17 protein-coding genes and 1 pseudogene are annotated in these 19,780 nt (G+C 41.3%); 9 read left to right on the top strand and 9 right to left on the bottom strand.

Annotated elements, in window-relative coordinates; all coding sequences use genetic code 11:
• The first annotated feature begins 357 nt into the window (after nt 1–357).
• Nucleotides 358–1,065 carry a DnaA inactivator Hda gene (gene hda / locus AACQ81_RS05275; protein WP_237385124.1) on the top strand — a complete coding sequence of 236 codons (708 nt, stop codon included), beginning with the start codon at nt 358–360 and terminating at the stop codon, nt 1,063–1,065.
• A 109-nt stretch (nt 1,066–1,174) separates the two neighbouring features.
• Here hda and arsC read toward each other — a convergent pair whose 3' ends face one another.
• Entirely contained in the window at nt 1,175–1,531 is a 357-nt protein-coding gene (gene arsC, locus AACQ81_RS05270; protein ID WP_237385123.1) for an arsenate reductase (glutaredoxin), read from the bottom strand.
• A 10-nt stretch (nt 1,532–1,541) separates the two neighbouring features.
• The gene (locus tag AACQ81_RS05265; protein WP_237385122.1) at nt 1,542–3,008 is read right to left on the bottom strand and encodes a beta-barrel assembly-enhancing protease; all 1,467 of its coding nucleotides are present in this window, start codon (nt 3,006–3,008) and stop codon (nt 1,542–1,544) included.
• A gap of 216 nt (nt 3,009–3,224) precedes the next feature.
• Between AACQ81_RS05265 and AACQ81_RS05260 the strand changes: the two are divergent.
• A pseudogene (locus AACQ81_RS05260) lies at nt 3,225–4,239 on the top strand (AI-2E family transporter).
• 166 nt (nt 4,240–4,405) lie between these two features.
• On the opposite strand, the gene bcp reads toward AACQ81_RS05260, so the two are convergent.
• On the bottom strand, nt 4,406–4,879 hold the full coding sequence (gene bcp / locus AACQ81_RS05255; protein WP_237385121.1) for a thioredoxin-dependent thiol peroxidase: 474 nt from the start codon (nt 4,877–4,879) through the stop codon (nt 4,406–4,408).
• A gap of 160 nt (nt 4,880–5,039) precedes the next feature.
• On the bottom strand, nt 5,040–5,591 hold the full coding sequence (locus tag AACQ81_RS05250; protein ID WP_237385120.1) for a glycine cleavage system transcriptional repressor: 552 nt from the start codon (nt 5,589–5,591) through the stop codon (nt 5,040–5,042).
• 246 nt (nt 5,592–5,837) lie between these two features.
• Here AACQ81_RS05250 and dapA point away from each other — a divergent pair, with 246 nt between their 5' ends.
• The 5 genes from dapA (at nt 5,838) to AACQ81_RS05225 (ending at nt 12,256) form a co-directional block, all read left to right on the top strand.
• Nucleotides 5,838–6,737, top strand: a complete 900-nt coding sequence (gene dapA / locus AACQ81_RS05245) for a 4-hydroxy-tetrahydrodipicolinate synthase (RefSeq protein ID WP_237385119.1) — start codon at nt 5,838–5,840, stop codon at nt 6,735–6,737.
• Nucleotides 6,738–6,753: 16 nt separating this feature from the next.
• The gene (gene bamC / locus AACQ81_RS05240; RefSeq protein WP_237385118.1) at nt 6,754–7,800 is read left to right on the top strand and encodes an outer membrane protein assembly factor BamC; all 1,047 of its coding nucleotides are present in this window, start codon (nt 6,754–6,756) and stop codon (nt 7,798–7,800) included.
• A gap of 94 nt (nt 7,801–7,894) precedes the next feature.
• A complete protein-coding gene (gene purC / locus AACQ81_RS05235) occupies nt 7,895–8,608 on the top strand; it encodes a phosphoribosylaminoimidazolesuccinocarboxamide synthase (RefSeq protein WP_237385117.1) in 714 nt (237 codons plus the stop codon).
• A gap of 1,033 nt (nt 8,609–9,641) precedes the next feature.
• The gene (locus AACQ81_RS05230) at nt 9,642–10,094 is read left to right on the top strand and encodes a DUF441 domain-containing protein (RefSeq protein ID WP_237385116.1); all 453 of its coding nucleotides are present in this window, start codon (nt 9,642–9,644) and stop codon (nt 10,092–10,094) included.
• Nucleotides 10,091–12,256, top strand: coding sequence for a tRNA(Met) cytidine acetyltransferase TmcA (locus AACQ81_RS05225; protein ID WP_237385115.1), 2,166 nt, complete (start codon nt 10,091–10,093; stop codon nt 12,254–12,256). The genes AACQ81_RS05230 and AACQ81_RS05225 overlap by 4 nt, the downstream gene beginning before the upstream one ends.
• On the opposite strand, the gene AACQ81_RS05220 is transcribed toward AACQ81_RS05225, so the two are convergent.
• The 5 genes from AACQ81_RS05220 to AACQ81_RS05200 form a co-directional block, all read right to left on the bottom strand.
• A complete protein-coding gene (locus AACQ81_RS05220) occupies nt 12,201–12,398 on the bottom strand; it encodes a YpfN family protein (protein WP_237385114.1) in 198 nt (65 codons plus the stop codon). The genes AACQ81_RS05225 and AACQ81_RS05220 overlap by 56 nt on opposite strands.
• 190 nt (nt 12,399–12,588) lie before the next feature.
• Nucleotides 12,589–13,257, bottom strand: a complete 669-nt coding sequence (locus tag AACQ81_RS05215) for a M15 family metallopeptidase (RefSeq protein WP_237385113.1) — start codon at nt 13,255–13,257, stop codon at nt 12,589–12,591.
• Nucleotides 13,254–14,381 carry a succinyl-diaminopimelate desuccinylase gene (gene dapE, locus AACQ81_RS05210; RefSeq protein WP_237385112.1) on the bottom strand — a complete coding sequence of 376 codons (1,128 nt, stop codon included), beginning with the start codon at nt 14,379–14,381 and terminating at the stop codon, nt 13,254–13,256. Before dapE ends, AACQ81_RS05215 begins: the two co-directional genes overlap by 4 nt.
• A gap of 10 nt (nt 14,382–14,391) precedes the next feature.
• Entirely contained in the window at nt 14,392–14,805 is a 414-nt protein-coding gene (locus AACQ81_RS05205) for an ArsC family reductase (RefSeq protein ID WP_237385111.1), read from the bottom strand.
• Nucleotides 14,806–15,140: 335 nt separating this feature from the next.
• On the bottom strand, nt 15,141–15,776 hold the full coding sequence (locus AACQ81_RS05200) for a response regulator (protein ID WP_237385110.1): 636 nt from the start codon (nt 15,774–15,776) through the stop codon (nt 15,141–15,143).
• Nucleotides 15,777–16,323: 547 nt separating this feature from the next.
• On the opposite strand from AACQ81_RS05200, the gene maeB reads away from it, so the two are divergent.
• Together maeB and AACQ81_RS05190 are read left to right on the top strand one after the other, a co-directional pair.
• Entirely contained in the window at nt 16,324–18,603 is a 2,280-nt protein-coding gene (gene maeB, locus AACQ81_RS05195) for an NADP-dependent oxaloacetate-decarboxylating malate dehydrogenase (protein ID WP_237385109.1), read from the top strand.
• A 158-nt stretch (nt 18,604–18,761) separates the two neighbouring features.
• A complete protein-coding gene (locus AACQ81_RS05190; RefSeq protein ID WP_237385108.1) occupies nt 18,762–19,679 on the top strand; it encodes a ChaN family lipoprotein in 918 nt (305 codons plus the stop codon).
• Nucleotides 19,680–19,780: the final 101 nt, after the last annotated feature.

Below are 19,780 nucleotides of genomic sequence, written 5' to 3'. Positions count from 1 at the left end.
ATATTAATTTTGTTTATTTTTATGAGTCAATAAGGATTTTTATTTCTGGAATTACAATGTGATATTCTGGTTTTTTGTGATTTTTAATCCTGTAATTGAAGCTATCCTATCGTTTGGTAAAATACTGTGACTTGAGTTCATTTTTTAGTAAAAAACAGATCCCAGATAGAGAATAAGATACGCATAAAGAATGACTAATTTAAAAGTAAATTTGTTTTATTTGAATGGTCGTAATTTATCCACTTGATGGGAGGATGGGCATCGGCAATAACCTCTCATTTTAAGTAAAGCATTCGTTTCATTTATAGAGACTTTTTGTGGTAGACTTAGCTCTGTTCGTTCTCCATTCTGTTTGAGGTGCTTCTGAATACACCGTCGCAGCTTTCGTTACCATTATATTTGCCCGATGATGAAACTTTTGCCAGTTTCTTTGCAGGTGAGAATATTTCCTTATTAGCTGCAATAAAATTGGCCATTAGTCAGTCACATGGCAGTTATATCTATTTTTGGTCCCGTGATGGCGGGGGCAAGAGTCATTTGCTTCACGCAGCCTGTACTGAATTGTCCCAGCAGGAAGAAGCTGTGGGATATGTACCGCTGGATAAACGTGCCTATTTTGTTCCCGAAGTCCTTGATGGTATGGAACATTTATCATTGGTGTGCATTGATAATATTGAATGTATTGCTGGTGATCAGGAATGGGAGATGGCTATTTTCAATCTGTATAACCGCATCGTCGAAATTGGGCAAACTTGTCTGTTGATTACTGGTGATCGCCCTCCACGGCAGATTAACCTAACGTTACCAGATCTGGCATCCCGTCTGGATTGGGGACAGATTTATAAATTACAGCCTTTGTCTGATGATGAAAAAATGCAGGCATTGCAGTTGCGGGCAAAATTACGGGGTTTTGAATTACCTGAAGATGTCGGGCGTTTTGTGTTGAAACGGCTTGATAGGGAAATGCAAACGCTGTTTAAAACGTTGGATGAGCTTGATCGTGCATCTATCGTAGCGCAACGCAAACTGACTATCCCGTTTGTGAAAGATATCCTTGAGCTTTGACTTAATAAGTCAAACATAAAAACGGAGTCGGATAAAAAAGTGATAGAGGATATACCCTATCACTTTTTTGTTTAGTTTTTATAGAAAAATGAATTTTTATCAAAAAAGATCAACCCAGAATTTCTTTAACTTGCTCTGGCGGGCGGCCTAAACGCGCTTTATCACCTGCAACAACAATCGGACGTTCTATTAGTTTTGGATTCTCAGTCATTGCCTTGAGTAACTCTTCTTGAGATAGCGTTTTATCGCCAAGATTTAATTCCTTGTAGAGATCTTCTTTGGTTCTCATCAATTGCCGGATATCTTCGAAACCGAGTTGTTTCAAAAGTAAAGCAAGCTGTTCTACTGTTGGTGGAGTATCAAGATAGTGAATGATTTCAGGTACAATGCCGAGATCTTCAACTAGTTTGAGTGTCTCACGGCTCTTTGAGCAGCGGGGATTGTGGTAAAAAATAACTGGTTGCATGTAAAAAACCTCATTTCTTATATTGGCTATAACTTTCTTGTAGTTGGCGTAATTGATCAATACGGGCATCATACCGTTCTTGATCATAACTCCCCAATTTTGCTAACGCGCTGGCCTTACCGAGGTATTCAATGGCCATGTCAAATTTACCTTGCAATGCCATGGTTTCAGCATAGGCAGCCAATTTTTCAGCCTGTTTACCTTGTTTTTCGGCAACGTCAATCAATAATGACCAACCATTGAAATCATTGGGATTATTGAACGTATAACGAAACAGGAGTTGTGATGCCTGCGGGTACTGTTTGGCCTGAAGGTAAGCATTTGCAAGATTGATTTGCAGCACCGGATTATTTTTTTGTTTCTTGAGGGCATCCTGCAAGCGATTAATCGCGCTAGTATATTGCTTTTTTTCGAGATCGATATCTGTCATGGTATCAATAAACCAAGTATTATTCGGCTGTTTATTCAATAATGGTGATAATACTGTTCCGGCCTCATTAAATTTTTTATCTTGGGAAAGCAAAATAGCTCGTCCATAGGCAGCAGCAATCTGTTCTTTGGCAGTGCCTTGGCTATATTTATTGAATAATTGCTCAATATAGGGACGCTGTTCTGTTGAATACATTGTCAGAATGCGGACGCGGGCGAACAGAAAATCCTGGGACTCAGGGACAGCCTTGGTTGGATATTGATTTGCACGGTTACGGGCGTCAGCTAAACGGCTGTCAGGTAATGGGTGAGTATATAGTATCTCAGGTAGCTTTGAGCTGTAGCGGGATTGATCTGCCAGAATTTGCATAAAGTCAGGCATACCATTCGGATTAAATCCTGCCTGGCTGAGGGTTCGCATTCCAATACGGTCGGCTTCTTGCTCATTTGATTGAGTAAAACTGATCATACCTTGCTGGAAACCTGCAAGTGTGCCACTGAGTGCCGCTATCCCTGCCTGTGGATTGGCCATCATAAGCAGGATAGAGCCAAGAGTTCCGGCCCAGGCAAAGGGACTTTTGCGCTGCTGCTCTTCCATTAAACGCGCTAAATGCCGTTGCGTCACATGAGAAATTTCATGGGCCATGACAGACGCTAGTTCACTCTCATTGCGGCTATAGCGGAGTAGTGCTGAGTGGAGTACTACATTACCGCCGAAAAAAGCGTAAGCGTTAATATTAGGATGGTTGATCAGATAGAAGTGGAAAGGGGTTTTTACTGAATCGGCGTGGCTGACTAATTTTTGGCCCAGTTTGTTAATATATTGAGTCAATAAAGGATCATAAATCAGTGGTGCCTGAGCACGTATCGAACGTATATACAAATCACCCATTACCATCTCTTGGTTGATACTGAGGATTTCCCCAGCCGTGGTACCGATATCGGGCAGTGAATCTTCAGTTGGTGCGGAGAAAACCGAAGTATTTCCCAATAGTGACAAGCTGATGAATACGGCTATCAGAGTTTTTTGCAGCGTGTTTTTTTTCATAAGGCGATTCTCATAAAATGATCCTCGTAAAACAAAGCGCTCTAATTAGCTATTAATTTCATGAATACGTGTATGATAGCAAAGGGTAACTTAAAAACCGTTAACCTTAACAATTTTTGATAAAAAATAGTCATTGAATGCAGTTTTCAAGGAGTTGTATTTATGCTGGGTATGATCATGCAATAGTATTATCGCCGTTTTACTGATCCACAAGTTATTGCATTATCAATTATTTTATTGGTTGGATTTGGGATAATCTATTTTTTCAATGGAATTCTGGCACCAGTTCTTGCTGCTATTGTTTTGGCCTATTTGCTGGAATGGCCAACTGTTAAATTAGCGAAATTAGGTTGTAGTCGTGCGCTTTCTGTTTCTATTGTATTAACAATATTTATGGGAGTTAGTGCATTGGTCATCCTGATTGTTGCTCCAACTGTTTGGCAACAGGGATTAAACTTATTTTCTGATTTGCCTAATATGCTCAATCGATTTAATGATTATGCCCATACTTTGCCAGCCCGTTATCCCGAGCTGGTTGATGCGGGAATTATCGACATGATAGCTGATAATCTGCGCAGCAAAATTTCTCTCGCGGGTGAATCTGTTTTTAAGTTTTCAGTCGCATCTTTGATTGGTTTATTGACGCTTGCGATTTATCTGATCCTTGTACCTTTAATGGTATTTTTCTTGTTAAAAGATAAAAAACAAATGGTAGCGGCATTACAGCGGGTATTGCCACGTAACTACGGTTTGGCAGGAAAATTATGGAACGAAATGAATCAGCAGATTACGAATTATATTCGTGGCAAAGTAACAGAAATGATTATTCTAAATATCTGTACATATGCAGTATTTGCCTTTTTTGGACTGAATTATTCTCTTCTGCTTGCAGTTTTGGTCGGTTTATCAGTGTTAATTCCTTATATTGGTACGGTTATCGTCACTATTCCCCGTCATTATCGTCGCGTTGTTTCAGTGGGGGCTTGAAACTGATTTCTGGACATTGTTCATTGCATATTTGGTTGTGCAAGGATTAGATGGCAATCTCCTTGTGTCAATTCTATTTTCAGAAGTGGTCAACCTTCATCCGCTTGTTATCATTCTTTCTGTCATTATTTTTGGTGGATTATGGGGGTTTTGGGGTGTCTTCTTTGCTATTCCTCTGGCTACGTTAATCAAAGCTGTTATTCATGTCTGGCCGGAAGAAAAAGTCGAAGGGGAAAAATTATAATAGTCGATGACAATATTGCAGCTGGGTATTGAGAACGCATGTTGTTGCTTCATGCCATTACAGCGATAATATTAGCTTTTCTAGAACGTCTCAGGCGGAATTGAATTTCACTCCCTCAGTGACATTGGACTGCGGGAGTGAATTATGTCATTTGATTATTACTGGTTTACGATGAGTGTTGTTTCAGGTAGTCGAGTACAACTTGGTGATGGGCATTGGTTTTGAATTTATCAAAAGTGTGTTCAATATCGCCTTGTGGATTAATCAAGAAACTGATGCGGTGAATTCCGTCATAAGTTTTCCCCATAAACTGTTTCTTTCCCCAAACGCCAAATTGTTCTGCAACTTTATGTTCAACGTCAGAAAGTAATGTGAAATTCAGCCGCTCTTTTTCTGCAAAGCGGGATAGCCTTTCAGATGCATCTATACTTATGCCCAGCACTTCAACATTGAGACTCTTCAGTTCATTCATCGTATCACGCAAACCGCACGCCTGAACGGTACAGCCTGGTGTCATTGCTTTAGGGTAAAAATAAACTAAAACCCGCTGACCTTTGAAATCAGATAAATTGATGGTTTTTCCATCTTGATCTGGAAGGCTGAATTGAGGTGCCTTATCACCGGCTTTCAATGGACTCATCACGCATTCTCCGTTTGATCGTTTTGATTTGAATGATTTTGTACGCTAATACTACTATAAATAGCCATATGGATGAAATATTATAAAAACAGCCACCAGCTTTATGAAGTTACTTCATTCTGAGAGCTATTCAAATTAGGGACTGTTTTTAAATTCCTTTCTATGATTCTAAATGGTTTTGTACGTTAATACTGCCCTGCGCATTTAATTCTGAACATAGCTGGTGAAAGGTTTCTTTAAATATTGTACCGTTATCATCCAATGGATGATGGCCCGTAATTTGAATTTGCAGGCGGGCTGGTTTTTTTCTTTCGGCGGGATGAGTTTTTGATACCAGCTCAGCAATATTAAGATTCTGAGTTGTGAATAGGCTGGTAAAACGTTCAACAATTCTCGGAGAATCATCAACATCAACTTTGACAGTAATAGTTGAAGGAAATTTTTTCTGAACACCACATCGGGTCCGTTTCATCACAATGAGTAACTCAAGTTCTGCGCCTTTCTGTGGCAAAATAGATTCGATCAGGGTAATCGCATTCCAGCTGCCGGATAGCAACATGATAAAGGTAAATTCTTCGCCAAACATTGCTAAACGGCTATCTTCAATATTACAGCCGCATGTACTGACAAGGCGAGTAATGGTATTGACGATGCCGGGACGATCTGTACCGAGAGCAGTGATCACTAAAAAGTGTTGTTCTGATGTTGGCAAAGCAATTTTCCTTTAATTGTGTTAGGTGCTTGCTGTGTATGTGTTCTGTTTAAACATAAAAAATGATCAAGAGAAGGTCAATCGTATTTGTCTTGAGAACACAATTATAATTTTTGTTTAATCGGCTACACTTGGTATTAACAAAATTCATCGAAATCGCGTGTCTAAAGAGTTTTCTTCTGTATAACAAGAAAGTACCATGAACCTCTCATGTGTGGTTTAAGGTTTAATTAAGAGGAAATGGCAATGGTGAGCGAACATTCTGGTTTTACAGGCAGTATAGTTGCATTGATAACTCCAATGGATTCCGCCGGTCAGATTGATAAGGCCAGTTTGAAAAAATTGGTTGATTATCATATCGCCAATGGTACATCTGCGATTGTGTCTGTTGGAACAACAGGCGAATGTGCAACACTTAGCCACGATGAACATGTTGATGTCGTACTGGCAACACTGGAAATGGCCGATGGGCGCATTCCTGTGATTGCTGGTACAGGGGCGAATGCCACGGCTGAAGCTATTTCTCTGACTAACCGTTTCGAAAATACGGGCGTTGTGGGTTGCCTGACAGTGACACCTTATTATAATAGACCATCACAGGAAGGATTATATCTACACTATAAGGCAATAGCTGAAAATACTGACTTACCACAAATTCTGTATAATGTGCCATCTCGAACTGGATGTGATTTACTGCCGCCGACAGTCGCTCGCCTGGCGAAATTGAGAAATATTATTGCAATTAAGGAAGCGACGGGGAACTTAAGCCGTGTTAGTCAGATCCAAGAATTGGTTAATGATGAAAATTTCATTTTGCTAAGTGGTGATGATCCAACTTTTGTCGATTTCATGCAGCTTGGCGGCAAAGGGGTTATTTCTGTGACGGCGAATGTTGCAGCAGCGGAAATGGCACAGATGTGTGAATTGGCTGGGCAGGGCGAATTTTTGAAGGCTCGTAGCTTGAACAGCCGATTAATGGAATTGCATCATAAATTATTTGTTGAACCTAGCCCGACGCCAGTCAAGTGGGCTTGTCGTCAACTGGGATTGATTGCCGATGACACACTGCGTCTGCCAATGATTCCACTGACGCAAGAAGGGCAAATTCCAGTTGGCAATGCCTTGAAAGTGACTGGACTACTGTAAAATTTAGGGAATTTTAATGGCAACATTATTGCAAAAATCGAAGGTCATGAAGATTGCTGGCCTGTCATTGGTGGTTTTTTTGGCAGCTTGCTCCAGCGATCAGCGCTATAAACGTCAGGTAAGCGGAGATGAATCCTATCTTGAAACACTTCCCCTGAAAATATTGAGCATCCCTGAGGGAATGACTTTACCATTACAAAACGGTGAATATGATATTCCATCAGCGACTTCAACAGGCGCAGTGGGTAAAGAATTGGATATTCGTCCACCCTTGCAGGCTCTTGCGTTATTGACCGGCTCCCGTGTTGAGAATAGCGCACAAAGCAGTAAATTGTTGCTTGAAAATACCTCGGAATACAGCAAATTGTGGTCACAGGTAAATGATCTTTTGGCGAAGAAAAATTATCATATCAGTCAAAAAGATGATGCAGCCAGAACATTGACGACTGATTGGATCACATGGCAACGTTCGGATGAAAATATTCCTTATCAGGGGCGTTATCACATCTCGGTTGCTGAACAGGATTACCAAACAACGCTGTCTGTTTCGAATGATGGATTGAAACAGGGTGGAAAAAATATCACAGATCCGGCAGAAATCCAGCGTTACAATGCCTTGATGCTTAACGAATTGGCTGGTGGTTTGAGGCAGCAGCAAGAAGAAGCAGGTCAGAGCAATGCAAAAGATTCTGGTGCGTTAACTGTACAAAGCGGTAGCGATAACACAGGACTGCCACAAATTATCGTTCGTGCGCCATACAACGTAGTTTGGAACAGGTTGCCATATGCGTTGGAAAGCGTAGGAATGCAAGTTACGGATCGTACTCGCTCAACAGGAGCGATAGCCGTGACTTACAAAGGGCGCAGCTCTTCAGATTGGAAAGCTTTGGGTGTAGAAGAACCCTCTATCAGCGAAGGTAGTTACAAATTACAGGTAGGTGATTTGGATAACCGAAGCAGCCTGCAATTTATCAGCGAGAAAGGTAAACCGCTGACTCAGGCTGAAAATGATCAAATGGTGGCTATGCTGGAAGCCGCATTCAGCAAATCCACAGACAAGTAATATATAAAGGGGCCTGAGGCCCCTTTATATATTGAGTTAAATTTTTTGTTTGATTTTTTACGTTTAAAGATGTCACACATTTCTGGAGTATAAAATGCAGAAAAAAGCTGAGTTGTATCGTGGAAAGGCAAAAACGGTGTACGCCACTGATAACCCTGACCTGCTTGTACTGGAATTCCGTAATGATACATCAGCATTGGATGGTGAACGCATTGAACAGTTTGATCGCAAGGGGATGGTGAATAATAAATTCAACCATTTCATCATGAGCAAACTGGAAGAAGCGGGCATCCCGACGCAAATGGAACAGCTATTGTCAGATAATGAATCTTTGGTTAAAAAACTCGATATGGTGCCAGTGGAATGCGTTATTCGTAACCGTGCTGCGGGTTCCCTCGTGAAGCGATTGGGCGTTGAAGAGGGCATGGTGCTTAATCCACCCTTGTTTGATCTATTCCTGAAAGATGATGCTAAACATGATCCAATGGTCAATGAATCTTATTGTGAAACCTTCGGCTGGGTTAGCAAAGCGCATCTGTCTGAGATGAAACGCCTCAGCTACAAAGCCAATGACGTATTGAGTAAATTGTTTGATGATGCGGGTTTGATTTTGGTGGATTTCAAATTGGAATTTGGCCTGTTCAAAGGTCAGGTTGTATTGGGAGATGAATTCTCACCGGATGGTAGTCGCTTATGGGATCAGCAGACAATGGACAAAATGGACAAAGATCGTTTCCGCCAGAGTCTTGGTGGTTTGATTGAAGCGTATGAAGAGGTTGCTCGCCGTATTGGTGTTATTTTGGATTAATGACGCAAACGATTACTTAGCGTTTATTGCTTGAAATAAAAGGATGCCCTGAGTCAGACAGGGCATTTTGCTGGTCTGGTGAAGATTAGAGAAGGTATTTAATTTTTTGTTTCCAGCCTTTTTGTTTCATACAATGATTATAATATTGGTTTCTGGAACTCTGATTAACATCCATAACGTAGCTTTCAGTGACAGGAACGCTCTGATTGTAATAACCATCTTTTCCGCATTCGACACCATTCACACAAGATTGTCGTACTGTTTTGAGTACTGATCTTTGTGCAACCTCATTTTTTACAGGAAATAGACTTAATGAGGCGTCGTTACATATTTGGGTTGCTTCATTAAAAGGAATCGGGTTACCTGTTGCGGGTACCCATTGGGTAGTGCAGGCTGTTAATGAAACACAGATCATGATGGAGAATATTAGTTTTCTCATATTGATTATACGAACGCATCCTGTTTGCAAGGCATTTTCTTACAACCTTTCCGCATTCACCTTGGTCATTGTATTGATATTTATCAGTAAAGCGCGATTAATTCGATTTTTTACTGATGTTATAAGTAAATTATTCCTGCCGTGATACTTCTATGATTAAGAGCTAAGATTATATCATGCTCAGGTTTTGTAATTATTTATCATTGTTACTATTTAAAGCAAGGATATTAAAAAACACGAATTGCTACATGATTAATCCATTTGATTAGATTTTTATCAATTTAACTCAATTGAGGTATGTGATTTTATCGTTCAGGTTGCTGATTTTTTGTTGAGTTGTAGCTTGAAATGATTGGGCATGGCGTATCGGTCATTGAAAATCTGTTGAATATGATTTTTATTACCGGATGTTTTATCTGTGAATATAGTCCTTAATAATCATTCTTCCAATGAATGTAAATATTTTTGATTAACTGCATAAATTTTAAGTTATGATTCTTCACCATGTCAGAATCTATGTTGTCTGCTGTACTGGTGCAGTGAAGACATCAAATTTTGTCTTGTAAGACTTGTTTTGTAGGAAATTAAAAATCCATGAGCCATATTGATCCGACGTTACTTATTTTACTCGTACTGGCAGGGCTTGGTATTATCAGTCATAACATGACCGTCACTCTCGCTATGCTATTTTTGCTGGTGGTTCGCATCACACCATTAAATCAGTTTTTCCCCTGGGTGGAAAAGTATGGCTTGACGATAGGCATTCTGGTTCTGACCGTAGGAGTCATGGCACCTATTGCAAGTGGAAAAATCTCTGCACAAGAAATTTTTAGTTCCTTCCTGAATTGGAAATCCCTGCTCGCTATTGCTGTTGGCGTAATTGTGTCATGGCTGGGAAGCCGTGGCGTAGCTTTAATGTCCAATCAACCGTCCACAGTGGCGGGACTATTGGTCGGCACAATATTGGGTGTGGCTCTATTTAGGGGAGTTCCCGTTGGCCCACTGATTGCTGCCGGTATTTTATCAATGTTGATTGGTAAGTCATGATTGTGTTGGAAAATGTGCTGGATAGTGAATGGGAAGGGTTGCAAGCACAGATGCAACAACAGGGTCATCGCCGTTTAGTTGTGTTGAGTGGTGATCCTCAATGGAGTGAATTGATTGTTACTCATCTGAAAAAACAGTTCCATGGGGATTGGCTAACGGTTTCATCTTATACCCCTGAGGCTATTGAACCGACAAAAGCTGTCAGTTTGCTGGGGCGTGAATTTTTGCATGGTATTTTTGATGCGACTCATGGTCTTAATGCTGAGGCGTTGGCAATATTGGCTGGTACCCTGAAAGCAGGGAGTTGGTTGGTTATGCGTATACCCACTTGGTTACAGTGGACTGAACAACCGGACGAAGATAGCTCGCGCTGGAATGAGTCAGGCGGGATTATTCCGACACCTTATTTTATTCGCCATATTCAGCAGCAGATCCTCGCATTTCCTAATGTCTTATTATGGCGACAGGAAATACCTTTCAGAGCGCAGCCCTTGCCTCAGGCTCAGTTGTGGCAGATGCCTGACGGGAATCCAACAGTTAGTCAGCAAGCTATTTTGGACGAACTGTCACAGGTTTCGCGAGGTGTTTGGGTAATCACTGCTCCGAGAGGGCGTGGAAAATCCGCATTGGCGGGAATGTTGGTGCGGCATTGGCATGGTCAATGCTGGTTATGTGCGCCTGCAAAAATTACCACAGAGGTGATCTTACGTTACTCTGGGTTTTCAGAACAAGAATCTCCAGAGCAAGAAACGCCATTTTGGTCGGTAGATAATTTACTGAAATATTGCCGATTGAAAAAAAATGGTCAGGAAAATAAAAATAACGTTGACTGGTTACTGATTGATGAAGCTGCGGCGATCCCAACACCACAGCTATCTGAATTGATACAATATTTCCCACGGGTACTGCTGACTTCAACAGTTCAGGGCTATGAAGGTACAGGGCGTGGCTTTTTGTTGAAACTTTGTGCTGAATTACCTGAATGCCAAATTCGGGAATTGAAGACACCAATGCGTTGGGCTGAAAATGATCCACTGGAAACTTGGCTGGATAGCGTCCTATTATTCGATGATAAAAAGCTCTTTGATAATAAGTTGCGGTTTGATGAACAATCAGAATATTTCAATTTTGAAAAAGCACTGAATTTTTATCCCATTAAACAACCCATGTGGTCAGAACAACCTGCATTATTGCGCCAATTTTATGGATTATTAACCAGTGCACATTACCGTACATCCCCCCTCGATTTGCGTCGATTGCTGGATGGTAACGGAATGACATTTCTTGCTGCCATGTCTTGTTTCCCTGAGGATAAGCAACAATTGATAGGGGCGCTGTGGATGGTAGATGAAGGTGGTTTATCTCCATCATTGGCACATGAAATATGGGCAGGTCGCCGCCGTCCAAGGGGAAATCTGGTGGCTCAATCCTTGGCGGCACATGGTGGTTTTCCACTTGCCGCCACACTGAAATCACAGCGAGTTAGCCGAATCGCAGTGCAAGCACAGTATCGCCGCCGTGGGATCGCCCAACATTTGATAACCCAACAATGTCAGGAAGCCAATAAGCACCGGTTGGATTTTCTTTCTGTCAGTTTTGGCTATACCGATGAACTTTTAGCCCTTTGGCAAAAATGTGGTTTTCAATTGGTGAGAATGGGAACACATCGGGAAGCAAGCAGTGGTTGTTATTCCGCGATGGCTATCTTGCCGTTGAGTGAGCAAGGGCATCGGCTTGCTCAATCTGCACAGCAACAATTATCCCGCGATGCTCAGAAATTGGGGATGTTGCTTGGGTTTTCCCTACCCATTAAGTGTGATGATGACGAACGACTCAATGCGTGTGATTGGCAGGAGTTATCTGGGTTTGCGTTTGCTCACCGCCCCTTGTCTGCCTCTTATTTTGCACTACAGAGGCTATTGCTGATGAGTAATCTGGCATTGCCTGCTTTGCGAAAACATCTTCAGCAGCGGATAGATATTGAACAGTGCGCGCGTGATTTATCGTTGAGTGGACGTAAGGCGTTATTGAAACATTGGCGAGCCGAAGTTGCCCACGCATTGGCAAGCATAGATAAAATACTTGCCAACCAGTGGAAAAATTGGGTTATTTCTTACGATCCTGTTGAGGCCAATCGTCCTCATCATCCCATTGAGCATTAAGATCCCGATGTGGAGGTAATTCTGGTTTATTATCTAAAAAATGTTTTTGATCGACACGACTTAATGCTTTTACCGCATTAATGACAATACCGATCAGAACCAACAGAACAATCCACCAATAATCTTTTATCAACCAATGCATGGTATTTTCCTCGGAATGTTAAGAGTCTCCTCCATAAGGCTCTTAGTGTTTATACCCGTCGTCTTTCAAGTTGCAGCTTTGTTGGCTGCGCTCACTCACCCCAGTCACAGAGTTAGCTATGCTCCTGGGGATTTGTTCCCTTGCCGTCGCGCTGCATCTTGAAATCCATTGGGTATAGCAGGCCATTACACTAATCTACAACTCTGATGTATCTTTCAAATATATAGGATAGATTGATTTTTAACCAATCAATGCCGGCAATATCACGATCTTGCCAAGCACTTAGTAACACTTGTTCATTGAATAAATTTTCGGCTTTATGAGATGTAGGCCAATAACTGATATGCCACGGTTCATAAGCTACACCAGCATCGTGTCGGGTAAATGGACGATAGAAATCATAATTAGGCATGTTTTCTGTTAGCCAATCGGTCAATGGCTCAAAATACCCTCCATTTTCATATTCCCACGGTTCCAGCAGCAGTTTTTTACCCTGCGGTAGCAAAAATGGATCATATATATCCAGTTCGGTGCCCCAATGATGGCGGCTTGCTCCTGGCAGGGCAGACCAGCGGAGAATGGCTTCACATACTTTACTTTCACTCATTTTTGAAATATCAAGCGGTTGGCTATTATCATCCAGAACTGGACGCTGACCGCGAAACTTCTCATTCCAGATAGTTTGCTGGCGTGTGAAATCACGAAACGAGCTGGCGGGTTGTAACTTAAAACCTGCTTTGGTGGCATCTTTCTGCATGGCAAGAAATGCTTTGGTGGCATTGAACTGCAAACGATGGCTACCCGCAAGTGTTACCAGATGCTCTGTGGACAGGCCAGTTAACATTTCAGGTGTCATCATTTTATTAATTGTTCCATGATACGTTGATAAATAAGGCTTAATTTTTGTAAATCAGATACGTTCACGCACTCATTGACTTTATGGATTGTGGCATTAATTGGCCCTAATTCTACGATTTGGGCACCCATCTTGGCAATAAAACGCCCATCTGATGTACCGCCACTGGTTGATAGCTCTGGCTGATATCCACAAAAATGCTGGATGGACTCAACCGTCGCGTCAACAAGTACACCTTCACAGGTCAGGAAAGGTTCGCCTGATAGCCACCAATCAAGTTCATATTTCAGGTTATGCTTTTTCAGCATATCTTCAACCTGCTGCTTGATCTCGGTATCTGTCAATTCAGTGCTAAAACGGAAATTAAATTGAATCCATAATTTACCCGGAATCACATTATTGCTGCCGGTTCCCGCTTGAATATTGGCGATTTGCATACTCGTTGCAGGGAAGAATTCATTTCCGTTGTCCCATTTGGTATTGACCAACTCTTGTAGAAAAGGCAGGGAATGGTGGATAGGATTATCTGCCAGTTGAGGGTAGGCAACATGTCCTTGGGTTCCCAAAATAGTCAGACTGGCGGTTAACGAACCTCGGCGCCCATTTTTGATAATATCGCCAAGACGCTGTTGGCTGGAAGGTTCGCCCACCAAACAATAATCCAGACGCTCATGGCGTGACATTAAGGTTTCAATAACTTTGACCGTTCCGTTTACTGCTTTAGCCTCTTCATCTGACGTGATCAAAAAAGCAAGGCGGCCTTGATGATCCGGATTTTCCATTACAAAACGTTCAGCGGCTACAACCATTGCAGCCAAGGAGCCTTTCATGTCAGCTGCACCACGACCATACAGCATTCCGTCGCGGATAGCGGGTTCAAAAGGAGGTGTTTGCCACTGTGGAATATCACCAGCAGGAACCACATCGGTATGTCCAGCAAGGGCAAACGTTATTCCCGTTCCACGATAAGCCCAAAAATTCAGGGTATCCCCGAAAGGCATTCGTTCTATCGTGAAGCCGATATTTTGCAAACGTTGAATGATAAGCTCCTGACAGCCTTGATCATCGGGGCTAACGGAAGGACGATTGATTAACTGTTGAGCAAGATCAATTACTGGACAAATCATGATGGAGTCCTTATCTATTCATGCGAAAGAATTGTTGATATTGTTCGGCCTTGAAGCCGAGCAAATACTTTTCTATTGCTGATTCTGCTGCTCTTGTTTCCTCTGTGGTTGAGACTAAGAGAGGGCGTTTTATTATTGCAGGTTTTTCCAACATGAGTACTTTAGCAGCCTCCGCATTATTGATGGTTGCTTTTTGTTCATCAGACAACTGACGCCAAGTTGTACCTCGGGTATTCAAAAGAGATTCCCAGCCTATTTGCTCAATAAATGATTGAAGTAATTCAGAAGATAAACCCTCAACACGATAGTCATGAAATTGATAAGGGATCTCTTGATCTTCTAACCAATGCCGTGCTTTTTTTATGGTATCGCAGTTTTTGATACCGTAAAGGATGAATGCTTTATGAGTAGTGGTATCTGACATGGTGAGATCCTTGATCTTGTTTTACATACTCAACATAATGCGTGAAATTTGGTAATTTATCCAGGTAACACGTTTCTATGCACGCGCTTTGCCCGTTTTTTCTTCTGACCCTTATGTTATGAAACCACAGCTGTGGGTAACCATAAAAAATGGTAGAGCAGGGATAAATAAATTCCATTCGAAATAATAAATTAAATAAATAGTGTATTAATTTACTATATTTGAAATTAATTTATTGTAAATTAATTTGTAATTCTTCATAACTCACAATTTCCCCATCGGAAGAATTTAGGGAAATTGTGTTGCAATTTAGAATGTTAAGAAATAACTCAATGTTAGATCAATACTGTTTTTCTATGTTTTAGATAGATGATAGTGGCTTCTAGACGGGAGCGGGATTTAAGTTTTTTCAATAGGTTACGTGTGTGGACTTTCACGGTCTCTTCTGAAATAAAAAGGAAGTCAGCTATTTCTTTATTTGTCATGCCTTCTGAAATTTCTTTTAAGACATCCAATTCACGTTTGGTTAATTTTGATAACGGATCAATATAGAGATGGCGAGTGGATAAATATTGATGGACTTTTTCACTGAACACAGACTGACCATCTATGGCTTTTTTTATGTTGCTCAACAGAGGGACAAGTTCAATATCCTTTAATAAATAACCATTCGCACCTGCGTCAACTGCATCATAAATATCACTGCGATTATCTGAATCAGAGAGTACCAGAATATAGGTGTTCAGCCCTTTTCGGCGGAGAGATTTAATCGTATCAACTCCAGAAATGCCATGAATATTCAGATCTATCAAAATAATGTCAGGCTTTATTTGGCAAGCGATATTAATCGCATCTTCCCCATTGTCAGTTTCGGCAGTCACAATGAGTTCTCGTTCTAATTCAATCAAACCTTTTAGGCCGTGACGAATGATAGGATGATCATCGACTATCATGACTGAATGATTATGCATGTTCTTTCTCCCATATAGAAATGCAGATTTTATGTTTTATAAAACATAAAAGACAGGTTTCTGCTTTATGTTAAATTGCTGTGTGATTTTTATAGAGTATATTGAATCATAGCTAATGATATTCTGAAAATATATCCTGATATAAAAATAGAAATATCGCAAACAGGTTTATCCATACAGATGAAATGAAATTCACATTCATAAGAAAATGCGTTTCCTTAATTGCTAATAATTTTCTAAATAAATTTCAGGAATATTTTATAGATTAATTTTTGTTATTGTAAACTTATTTTAAATGCTAATTTAAAAATACTTCCTTAATTAATTTATCAGGTTATTAATTGATAAATTGATACCCCCAATTAGGTATTGTTGGGATAATGTCTATATAATATTGGTTAACATCAAATCATTCATTGATTATTTTTTGCCCTTTTATTTTATTTTGGTGATTATGAACAAAATGTTGTTAACATCATGATTTAACTTTCCGTAACTATTATACTGGGCAAATTTTTACTTCGACAGACGCGTAAAGGATCAGATGATGGACGAAAAATTAAAACAAAGTGCTCTTGATTTTCACGAATTTCCACAGCCAGGAAAAATCACAATTACCCCGACTAAGCCACTGACAACACAACGTGATCTGGCACTGGCATATTCTCCGGGAGTGGCGGCTCCTTGCCTTGAGATAGCAAAAGATCCTTTGGCGGCCTATAAATATACTGCCCGTGGCAACCTTGTTGCGGTGATCTCCAACGGCAGTGCTGTCTTGGGGCTGGGTAATATCGGTGCATTGGCTGGTAAACCTGTTATGGAAGGTAAGGGCGTTCTGTTCAAAAAATTCTCGGGCATTGATGTTTTTGATATTGAGGTGGATGAATCCAACCCAGATAAATTGATTGATATCATTGCTGCATTGGAACCGACTTTTGGCGGTATCAACCTCGAAGATATCAAAGCACCGGAATGTTTCTATATTGAGCAGAAGCTTCGTGAGCGCATGAAAATTCCTGTATTCCATGATGATCAGCACGGTACAGCCATTATCTGTACTGCCGCAGTTTTAAATGGATTACGGGTCGTTGAGAAAGACATCAGCAATGTGCGCATGGTTGTATCGGGTGCCGGAGCAGCTTCGATCGCCTGCATGAACCTGCTGGTGGCACTGGGTCTGAAACGTGAAAATATTGTCGTCTGTGACTCGAAAGGAGTTATCTATCGTGGCCGCGAAGAAAATATGGAAAAGACCAAAGCGGATTATGCGATTGAAGATAACGGCAGCCGTACATTGACGGATGTGATCCCGGATGCTGATATTTTCCTCGGTTGTTCAGGGCCGGGCGTGCTGACACAGGACATGGTGAAGACCATGGCAAAAGCACCCCTTATCATGGCATTAGCCAACCCAGAACCAGAAATACTGCCTCCACTGGCAAAAGCAGTGCGTCCTGATGCGATTATTTGTACCGGTCGTTCTGATTTTCCTAATCAGGTAAATAATGTTCTGTGTTTTCCATTTATTTTCCGCGGAGCACTGGATGTTGGTGCGACGACCATTAATGAAGAAATGAAGCTTGCCTGTGTTCGCGCCATTGCAGATTTGGCACTGGCTGAACAAAGTCAGGAAGTGGCTTCCGCTTATGGTGATCAAGATCTATTCTTTGGCCCTGAATATATCATTCCTAAACCGTTTGATCCTCGCCTGATTGTAAAAATTGCGCCTGCTGTGGCGAAGGCTGCAATGGAATCAGGCGTTGCAACACGTCCAATTACTGATTTCGGGGCGTATATTGAGAAACTCAATGAATTTGTCTATAAAACCAACTTGTTCATGAAACCCATTTTCTCCCAAGCGAAAAAAGAGAAAAAACGTATTGTGTTGGCAGAAGGGGAAGACATTCGCGTACTGCACGCTACACAGGAACTCGTTTCTCTTGGGTTGGCATTTCCTATCCTGATTGGTCGTCCTAGCGTTATTGATATGCGGATCAAGAAGCAGGGCCTGCATATTGAAGCCGGTAAAGATTTTGAAGTAGTCAACAACGAAAATGACCCGCGTTTCAAAGAATATTGGCAAGAATATTATCAAATGATGAAGCGTCGCGGCGTTTCTCAAGAACAGGCACGTCGTGCCGTGATTGGCAATCCAACGCTGATCGGGGCCATCATGGTACATCGTGGTGAAGCAGATGGCCTGATCTGTGGCACTGTTGGCAGCTATAGTGAGCATTACCAAGTTGTGAAAGATGTTTTTGGTTTCCGTCAGGGAGTACATACTGCGGGTGCCATGAATGCCTTGATGTTGCCAATGGGGAATACTTTTATTGCTGATACATATGTCAATGAAGACCCAAGCCCGGAAGAATTGGCGGAAATAACACTCATGGCAGCTGAAACAGTTCGTCGTTTCGGTATTGAACCTAAAGTGGCTCTATTGTCACGCTCAAGTTTCGGTTCTTCAGAGTGTGATTCAGCACAAAAAATGCGTAAGACATTGGAATTGGTTCAGCAAGTGGCTCCGTCACTTGAAATTGATGGTGAAATGCACGGGGATGCAGCGTTGGTGGAAAGTATCCGCCGTGACATCATGCCGGACAGTCCTCTGAAAGGCTCTGCGAATTTATTGATCATGCCAAGCATGGAAGCGGCTCGTATCAGCTATAACTTACTGCGGGTTACTAGCTCGGATGGGGTAACCGTTGGGCCAGTTTTGATGGGGGTATCGAAGCCTGTCCATATTCTGACACCGATTGCTTCTGTGCGTCGTATCGTGAATATGGTGGCATTGGCTGCTGTTGAAGCACAAACCAATCCTCTATAAATAATATGTGTGACTGTCCTGACTTCAGCAATGAAATCGGGCACAGAGCAACGAGTAAGCTACCTTGTTAAGTTACTGCTTAATAGGGTAGTTTTATTTGTAAATAATTCTCATTATCTATAATATGCGGGCAATTTTTCTTTTGATAATGAATAAATATGAAAACATCTACCCGTATAAAATCAACTTTTTTAGCCTGTTCTCTCCTGTTTGGCACTGGTGTACTCAGTGGTTGTGCTGTAGCTCCCAATAGTGCTGAAAGTACCTCTAAAACGTCATTTCAAATTCTCCCTGATGAGTTAATGCAATCGGGAGCAGTGATTGATGCGAAAACAGGGAAGGCTATCACTCCTGATGAGTTGCTTGAACAATTGGCTGGCTACTCTCGCGTTGTTGTTGGTGAGAAACACGATAATCCCTACCATCACCAAATCGAGTTATGGCTGATTCAGCAGCTTGATAAAAAACGCCCCCACGGTTCCGTATTACTCGAAATGATTAACCCGAATCAGCAAGAAAAAGTGAATAAAGTCAAAAATTGGCTGCAAGGTAACCCGATTGTCAGGAATGAACGCGTTGAAAAACTATTGGCATGGCAGCAGGGCTGGCCGTGGGAGTGGTACGGAAATTTGGTTATGGAGCTGATGAAAGCACCTTATCCGCTGTTAGCTGCAAATCTGGATCGCAGTGAAATTGATCAGGCATATAAAAGCCATAAAGCGGGCAATAGAACATCATTAGTCTCTGATGAAGCCAAAAAACTCATTGAAATAACGATTAAAAATTCCCACGGTGAAAAGATCGATGAGCAACATCTCTCCGCTATGTCTCAGATCCAGCAAATGCGTGATCAACGTATGGCTGAGCAATTGGTTAAAGCACCATCACCGGCTGTATTATTTGCGGGTGGATATCACGCGGCAAAAGCGATGGGCGTTCCCCAGCATGTGAAAGAAATAGCACCAAATGAAAAAATTGTTGTATTCATGATTGCCGAAGAAGGCGTCGTCTTGAACAATGAATATGCTGATTTTATCTGGTTTACGCCAAAAAAGAGTGAAAAAATAACCAAATAATAGTAGTTATCACAAGGAAGTGAATAACTAATAAATAAAAATAGTTTTCATTTATATATATAATTGATTATCATTCATACCCATTTATTATTGACATAATG

Source organism: Xenorhabdus sp. Sc-CR9, from assembly GCF_963897815.1.
GTDB lineage: Bacteria > Pseudomonadota > Gammaproteobacteria > Enterobacterales > Enterobacteriaceae > Xenorhabdus.
This window is presented reverse-complemented; position numbering and strand designations above follow the sequence as displayed.